The 7,821-nt window shown below is 66.1% G+C and carries 4 protein-coding genes; 1 reads left to right on the forward strand and 3 read right to left on the reverse strand.

Annotated features, from left to right (window positions below; all coding sequences use genetic code 11):
- Positions 1-8: 8 nt before the first annotated feature.
- From PQR08_RS25835 to hemC, 3 genes are read right to left on the reverse strand one after another with little or no spacing between them, the layout of a single operon-like run.
- The gene (locus PQR08_RS25835; RefSeq protein ID WP_187607387.1) at positions 9-1,202 is read right to left on the reverse strand and encodes a heme biosynthesis protein HemY; all 1,194 of its coding nucleotides are present in this window, start codon (positions 1,200-1,202) and stop codon (positions 9-11) included.
- Positions 1,202-3,325, reverse strand: a complete 2,124-nt coding sequence (hemDX, locus tag PQR08_RS25840; protein WP_408162802.1) for a fused uroporphyrinogen-III synthase HemD/membrane protein HemX — start codon at positions 3,323-3,325, stop codon at positions 1,202-1,204. The genes PQR08_RS25835 and hemDX overlap by 1 nt, the downstream gene beginning before the upstream one ends.
- Positions 3,325-4,332, reverse strand: coding sequence for a hydroxymethylbilane synthase (gene hemC, locus PQR08_RS25845; protein ID WP_238210017.1), 1,008 nt, complete (start codon positions 4,330-4,332; stop codon positions 3,325-3,327). Before hemC ends, hemDX begins: the two co-directional genes overlap by 1 nt.
- Positions 4,333-4,667: 335 nt before the next feature.
- Between hemC and ppc the strand changes: the two genes are divergently transcribed.
- Positions 4,668-7,727 carry a phosphoenolpyruvate carboxylase gene (ppc, locus tag PQR08_RS25850; RefSeq protein ID WP_408162805.1) on the forward strand — a complete coding sequence of 1,020 codons (3,060 nt, stop codon included), beginning with the start codon at positions 4,668-4,670 and terminating at the stop codon, positions 7,725-7,727.
- Positions 7,728-7,821 lie beyond the last annotated feature (94 nt).

Consider the following 7,821-nt stretch of genomic DNA (forward strand, 5'->3'; position numbering starts at 1 on the left):
TTCGCGGATCAGACGACGTTCATCGCCAGCGCGCTCGCACGATAATGCTCCGCGGCCTTTTCGGTGTCGCCGAGTTGCTCGTGCAGACGCGCGAGCGCGCGATGCGTGCGGATCTTGAGCGGTTCGTTGTCGGCGAGTTTCAGCGCCGATTCGAGGAACGCCTGCGCCTTGCCCCACAACTGCTGATGCAGACACAGCCGCCCGAGCGTGAAGAGCAGATCGGCGTCTTCGGTGCGTTCCTTCTGCCACGCTTCGGCGCGCTGGATCAGCGGGAACGCGTCGCCGCCGACGATGCAATCCGGATAGCGCCGCAAGAGCCGCGCGTCCCAGTTGTGCGCGAGCGCATCCTCGACGATCTTCTTCGCCTCCGCGCGGCGATCGAGCGCGATCAGCAACTCCGCAGCGAGATCGGCGAGACGCGGCGACTGGCGCTCGGTCACCGAAAGCGACTGCCACAGTTCGAGCAGCGCGTCGGGATTGTGCCGCCGGTCGCGCAGCAGGTTCTCCGCCGCCACCTGACGCAGCCGCACCGCGACCGCCGGATGCAGCGCTTCGCGTTTTTCCAGCATGCGCACGAGCTTCAACACTTCGCCCCAGTTCTTCAACTGCTGCTGCGCGCGCAGCGCGATCTGCTGCGCGTGGATGCGCCGTCCGCCCTGCGCCTGCATTTCTGTGAGCGCGACGAGCGCGCCGTCGGCGTCGCGGCCGTCGGCGCGCATGTCGGCGGTCGCCATCAGCCGCGCGTCCTGCCAGTCCGTGCCGGAAACCTGCGCGAGCCATTCGTCGCGGCGCGCGTATTCGTGCAGACGATGCGCCGCGTTTGCGCCGATGAGCCCGGCCGCGCCCTTGTTCGCGTCGACGGAAAGCGCATCGCGCGCGGCCTTCTCGGCCTTCGAGAAGCGCCCGGCGTATAGGTGTCCGACCGCATCGCGCAGCGACGCATTCGCTTTCGCGAGCTTGCTGCGCGTGCGATACGCAGCGACGCGCGACGGCATCTTCCACACGCCGCGCACCGCGCGGATGACCGCGTAGAGCACGATGAACAGCACGACGAGCGCCACCGCGAACAGGTTTAGCGACATGTCGACCCGATACGGCGGAATCACGAGCAGGATCTGCCCGCCGTTGAAACCCCCGACCGTCGCGACGATCACCGCTACCGCGAACAGCAGCGCGAGCCAGATCAGTCCACGAATCGTCATCATCCGCCTCGCTTGAACTGATGGACCGCGGCGAGGCTGGCGTTCAGGTTCGGCACGGCGACGGCGAGCGACGCCTGATCGACCTGCTTCACGAGATCGCGCACGGCCTGCACCTTCCTGGACGATGCATCGAAGTAGCGCGCGAGCGCGGCATCGGCGGCGTGCAGATCGGACTTGAGCGTCGGCTCGCTGCGCGACAGGAGCGACAGACGCGCGGACAGCAAACGCAGCTTCACGTTCTCGCGCACGAAATAACCCTGATCGGGCGACGTGAGCATCGCGTCGGCGTTATCGATGCGCCGCACCGACACGAGGCTCGACAACTGCTGGCCGATGCCGTTCGTGATCTGATGCCACAGCACCTTCCAGCGCGGCTCGCCGGTCGCCGCGGCGATCGACGCACTGTTGGCCGGCTCGGCCGTCTGCGCGCGGGCGCGGGCGATCGGCGCTTCGCCCGACAGCGGCAACTGGTCGATCTGGTCGATGGCGGTATCGAGCTTGATCGCGAGACCGGTGAGATCGGTGGTGGGCGTGGCCTTCAGCTTGTCGATGTCCTGCGCGATCGCCTTGCGGATCGCGACGACCTGCGGACCGGTGCTCGCGGCGAGGCGCGTGTCGGCGCTTTGCAGCGCGAAGAGCGCGAGCTGCACGTTGCCGGTCAGTTGCAGTTGCTGGCTCGCGCTCGACAGAATCTGTTCGACTTCGGCGATGGTCCAGTCGTCGCGATTGCTCGCGAGATCCTGATATTGCTGCTGCAACGCCTGACTGTGCGTTTCGGCATCGGTGAGCTTGCCTTGCAACTGGATGATCTGCGTATTGAGCGCGGTGGTCGCGCTCGCGGCCTGATCGGCTTTCGCGCGCAGATCGGCGTTCTGCTCGTCGGACTGGGCGAGGCGTTGCGACAGTTGCGCGTCGGCGCGGTCGAACTTGCGGTTCAGGACGAACGCGCCCGCGCCCGCCGCCACCGCCAGAATGACGATGACGAACCACAACAACACGATGCCCGCGCCGCCGCGGCGCTTCTGCTGCTCGAAAGGCGTGAAAGGCGTGTTCGGCGGCAAGGGCGGTGTCACGTTCGGCTGAGGTGAAGCTTTTTTGGAATCGTTCGAATCAGTCATGCGTGATTGAGCCGTTTGGTGGGCCGGCGCGGTGGCCGGATGGGCGTCCGTCGGCGCGGATGAGGAATGGTTCGAGCTCGATGCGCTCGCTGCAGCGCTCGCGTATGCGTGGGCCTCCGGATCGCGTGAGTTGCGTTGTGGCTCCGCCTGCGCGGCTGCTGCGGCGGTGTCGGACGGGAACAGCGCTTCCAGCGAGTGTGCGATGCGTTCGTCGCCCGCGCCGGACACCGTAATCCTATCAAAACCCGCTCCCCGCGCGGCTTCGGCGATACGCGGGTGCGGACAGACGACCGGCGTGCGTTTGAGCAGCACGATTTCATCGGCGGTGAGGTGCTCGTGCGCGAGTTCGTCGAGATTGCGCACGCCTTCGGAACTCGTCAGCAGCCACGCGTGCGGCTTTCCCGCGAGCAGTTCGTGGATGCGCTCCCACTTTTGCATCGACGGCTCCGGCAGCACACGTCGATACGCGGCGGCTTTCTCGACCCGCGCGCCCGCCTCGGCGAGCCGTTCGGCGAGCCATTCGCGGCCGCCGTCGCCGCGCACGATCAGCACGCGCTTGCCTTCGAGACCGTTCGTGCCGAAATGCGCTTCGATCGCGGTGTAGAGCGCTTCCGAGTCGAAGCGGGGATCGGCGTCTTCCGTCGATGGACTGATCACGCGATGCGCGGGCGCGTGCACGCCCTGCCGCGCGAGCGCCGCGACCGATCCCGGACCCACGACCGCGACGGGCAGTTCGGCGGGCCACGGCGCGCCGAGCCGGCCGAACGCATGATCGATCGCATTCGGCGACACGAACACCACCAGCGCGTAACGCCCCGGTGCGTCGGGCGGCAGAAAGAGCTCGTCGAGCGCGGCGCGCAGCGGTGCATCGTCGGCAACGGGCGCGATATCGATCAGCGGGAATTCCAGCGTGTCGAAGCCGGCGCTCGCGAGGAGCGCGAGCAACGCGGACGACTGTCCGCCCGGACGCGTGACGATGACGGTGGCGCGGCGCTCGCTCGCCATCAGGACTTCGGCCCCGAGGGCGCGGCGTTGGGGGCATCGGCGCGGCTCATCGTGGTGAGCGCGTTGACGATATCCATTGCGCCCTGTGCTTCGAGATCCGACGACACGCGCTTGCCGAGCGCGAGCGCGCCGGCGAGATCGGGCGAACGCACGGTTTCTTCGGCGCGCAGCACACGCTTGCCGTCGGGCATCGCCACGGCGCCGCGCAGATGCAACGCGCCTTCGCGCCACACGGCATGCGCCGCGAGCGGCACTTCGCAACTGCCGCCGAGCGCACGCGACACCGCGCGTTCCGCCTCGACCGCGAGCGCGGTGTGTTCGTCGTGCAAGGGCGCGAGCCACGCGGCGAGATCGGCGCGATCCGCGCGCATCTCGATGCCGAGCGCGCCCTGCCCCGCCGCCGGCAGGCTCTCCGACGGATCGAGCAGCGCACGGATGCGCGCTTCGAGACCGAGGCGCTTCAATCCGGCGGCCGCGAGGATGATTGCCGCGTATTCGCCGCGATCAAGCTTGGCAAGACGCGTGTCGAGATTGCCGCGCAGCGGACGCACTTCGAGCGCGGGAAAACGCGCGCGGATCATCGCTTCGCGGCGCAGACTCGACGTGCCGACGATGCTTCCCGCAGGCAACGCTTCCAGCGATTCGTAATGCGGCGACACGAAGGCATCGCGCGGATCTTCACGCTCCAGAATGGCGCCGAGCGCGAAGCCTTCGGGCAGTTCCATCGGCACGTCTTTCAGCGAATGCACGGCGAGATCGGCGCGGCCTTCGGCGAGCGCGGCTTCGAGCTCTTTCACGAAGAGACCCTTGCCGCCGACCTTCGACAATGTGCGATCCAGAATCTGATCGCCACGCGTCGTCATTCCGAGGATTTTTATGTCACAAGATGGATATAATTTGTGCAGCGCACACCGCACATGCTCGGCCTGCCACATCGCAAGCCGGCTTTCCCGCGAAGCGATGGTGATGCTCGCGGGCGGTGTCGTTGAATGCGTCTCGGAATTCATTGATGCTCGATCGAATGACGGGATGGATGAATAGACATTAGCGAACAATGGTAGCACGCACGCCAAGGTCCACTGACACATGGGCAGCGCGCGAGAGCCTTGTCCGATGCGCCTTTCGGGGCGTCCGTGGCGCGTTTGTATCCGGGTGAACGACGGCGCAGGCCGCTTCGCGCGCGATGACCGCTTCGGGGCCCGCTAAACGCCGCGGCATGCTGTCGCCGGTTTGACGCACGGCCGTTCGCACGGCCTGCGGTTTCCTGCCCGATGCGGCGCCCGTCCGGGTTGCATCACGTCGATGTGGTCCCTGGCTTCGCAGCTTCTGAGAGGAACCCAACGTGACGTCTTCTGGATCGGCTCGCCCGGCGCGCCGCAACGCCGCATTGCCCAAGTCTTCCTCCTCCGACGCGCCGCGCCCGGCGTCGTCGCCCATCGTCACGAAGGCCGCCACGGCGGCGAAGGCATCGAAAGCGGCGATCGCGCCGAAACCGAGGCCGGGCATCAAGGCCGCGGCCAAACGCGTCGCGACCAAAGCGAAAGCGCCGCGCGCCAACGGCGCGGCCGCTGCGAAACCCGCGAGCCGCACGCGCGACGACAAGGACCGCCCGCTCTTCGAGGACATCCGCTTCCTCGGCCGTCTGCTCGGCGAAGTGCTGCGCGAGCAGGAAGGCGACGCCGTGTTCGACGTGGTGGAAGCCATTCGTCAGACGGCCGTGAAGTTCCGCCGCGAAGACGACAGCGAAGCCGCGCAGACGCTGGAGAAGAAGCTGCGTGCGCTGTCGCCGGAGCAGACGGTGTCCGTCGTGCGTGCGTTCAGCTATTTCTCGCATCTGGCGAATATCGCGGAAGACCGGCATCACAATCGCCGCCGCCGCATTCACGCGCTCGCGGGCTCCGTTTCGCAGCCCGGCACGATCGCTTATGCCATCGAGCGGATGCGCGAGCACAAGAACATCAGTGCGACGCGCAAGCTGCTGGACAAGTTTTTCGGCGATGCGCTGATCGTGCCCGTCCTCACCGCGCACCCGACCGAAGTCTCGCGCAAGAGCATTCTCGATGCGCAACATGACATCGCGCGCCTGCTCGCCGAGCGCGATCAGGAACTGACCGTCCGCGAACGCGCCCAGAACGAAGCCGTGCTGCGCGCCCGGGTGACGTCGTTGTGGCAGACGCGCATGCTGCGCGAAACACGGCTCTCCGTCACCGACGAAATCGACAACGCGCTCTCCTACTATCGCGCGACCTTCCTCGCGGAGATTCCCGCGCTCTATGCCGATATCGAAGGCGCGCTCGCCGAGCACGGCCTGCCCGTGCGCCTGCCGCCGTTCTTCCAGATGGGAAGCTGGATCGGCGGCGACCGTGACGGCAATCCGTTCGTCACAGGCGAAACGCTCGAAACCGCGATCACCCGTCAGGCGATCGTGATCTTCGAACACTATCTGGAAGAGACGCACAAGCTCGGCGCGGAATTGTCCGTGTCGAACCTGCTCGCCGGTTCGAGCGATGCGTTGAAGGCGCTCGCCGATGCCTCGCCGGATCAGTCGCCGCATCGCACGGACGAGCCGTATCGGCGCGCACTCATCGGCATGTACACGCGGCTTGCGGCGAGCGCTCGCGTGCGCCTCGGCGAAGGCGTCGTCGCGGTGCGAAGCGCGGGCGCCGGCCAGCCGCAGATTCGCGCGAAGCCCTACGCCGACGCGTCCGAATTCGTGCGCGACCTGCACGTGCTGATCGATTCGCTCGCGGAGCATCATGGCGCGTCGATGTCGACCTTGCGCCTTTCGCCGCTCGCGCGCGCCGCCGAAGTGTTCGGCTTCCATCTCGCGAGCATCGACCTGCGGCAGAGCTCGGATATTCACGAAGCAGTCGTGACCGAGTTGCTCGCGCGTGCGGGCGTCGTCGCGGATTACGCGTCGCTGTCCGAAGAGCAGAAGCGCGACGTGCTGCTGAAGGAACTGGCGCAACCGCGTCCGCTGCGTCTGCCGTACGCGCAGTATTCCGATCTCGCGAAGAGCGAGCTCGGCGTGCTCGAAGCCGCGCGCGAGACGCGTCAGAAATTCGGCGCGCGCGCGGTGCGCAACTACATCATCTCGCACACGGAAACCGTCAGCGACCTGCTGGAAGTGATGCTGCTGCAGAAGGAAACCGGCGTGCTGCAAGGCTATCTGGGCGCTAAAGACGATTCACCGCGGGACGGCCTGATGGTGATTCCGCTCTTCGAAACTATCGCCGACTTGCGCAATGCGCCGGTCATCATGGGCGAGTTCTTCGCGCTGCCGGGCATCGACAAGCTGATCGAAAATCAGGGCAACGAGCAGGAAGTGATGCTCGGTTATTCGGACAGCAACAAGGACGGCGGCTTTCTCACGTCGAACTGGGAGCTGTATCGCGCGGAACTGGCGCTGGTTACGCTCTTCAAGGAACGCGGCACGACCTTGCGACTGTTTCACGGCCGTGGCGGCACGGTCGGACGCGGCGGCGGCCCGACCTATCAGGCGATTCTGTCGCAGCCGCCGGGCACCGTCGACGGGCAAATCCGTCTGACCGAGCAAGGCGAAGTGATCGCGAGCAAGTTCGCGAATGCGGAGATCGGGCGGCGCAATCTGGAGACGGTGGTCGCCGCGACGCTCGAGGCATCGCTGCTGCCGCACGAGAATGCGCCCGCGCAGTTGCCGCAATTCGAAGCGACGATGCAGACGCTCTCCGATTCCGCGATGGCCGCGTACCGTGCGCTCGTCTACGAGACGCCCGGCTTCACCGACTATTTCTTCCTGTCGACGCCGATTTCGGAGATCGCGGAGCTGAATATCGGCAGCCGGCCGGCGTCGCGCAAGCTGCAGGACCCGAAGCAACGCAAGATCGAGGATTTGCGCGCGATTCCGTGGGGCTTCTCGTGGGGGCAATGCCGTTTGTTGCTGACGGGCTGGTATGGTTTCGGCAGCGCGGTGACGGCGTATCTCGACAAGTCCGGCTCCGACGATGAACGCGCGAAGCGCCTCGCGACGCTGCGCAAGATGCACAAGACGTGGCCGTTCTTCAAGAACCTGCTGTCGAACATGGACATGGTGCTCGCGAAGACCGATCTCGCGGTTGCGTCGCGTTATGCGCAACTCGTCACGGACAGGAAGCTGCGCAAGACGGTGTTCGACAAGATCGTCGCGGAGCATCAGCGCACGTCGGACGTGCTTGCCGAGATCACGGGGAAGAGCGATCGTCTTGCGGATAATCCGCTGCTCGCGCGGTCGATCAAGAACCGCTTTCCGTATCTCGATCCGCTTAACCATTTGCAGGTCGAACTGTTGAAGCGTCATCGCGCGGGAGATCAGAACGTGCGCTTGCGGCGCGGGATTCATTTGACGATCAACGGGATTGCGGCGGGGTTGCGGAATACGGGGTGATGGTAGGGGTGTGGCGGGGTTTTCGCCGGATCCCGTTTGCGTGTCGGTCTATTAGCACTGCCCCTCCCCGGGGCGGGGGTCACTTTCTTTGCTG

Origin of the sequence: Caballeronia jiangsuensis, from assembly GCF_046030135.1 — a bacterium.
Lineage (GTDB): Bacteria > Pseudomonadota > Gammaproteobacteria > Burkholderiales > Burkholderiaceae > Caballeronia > Caballeronia jiangsuensis.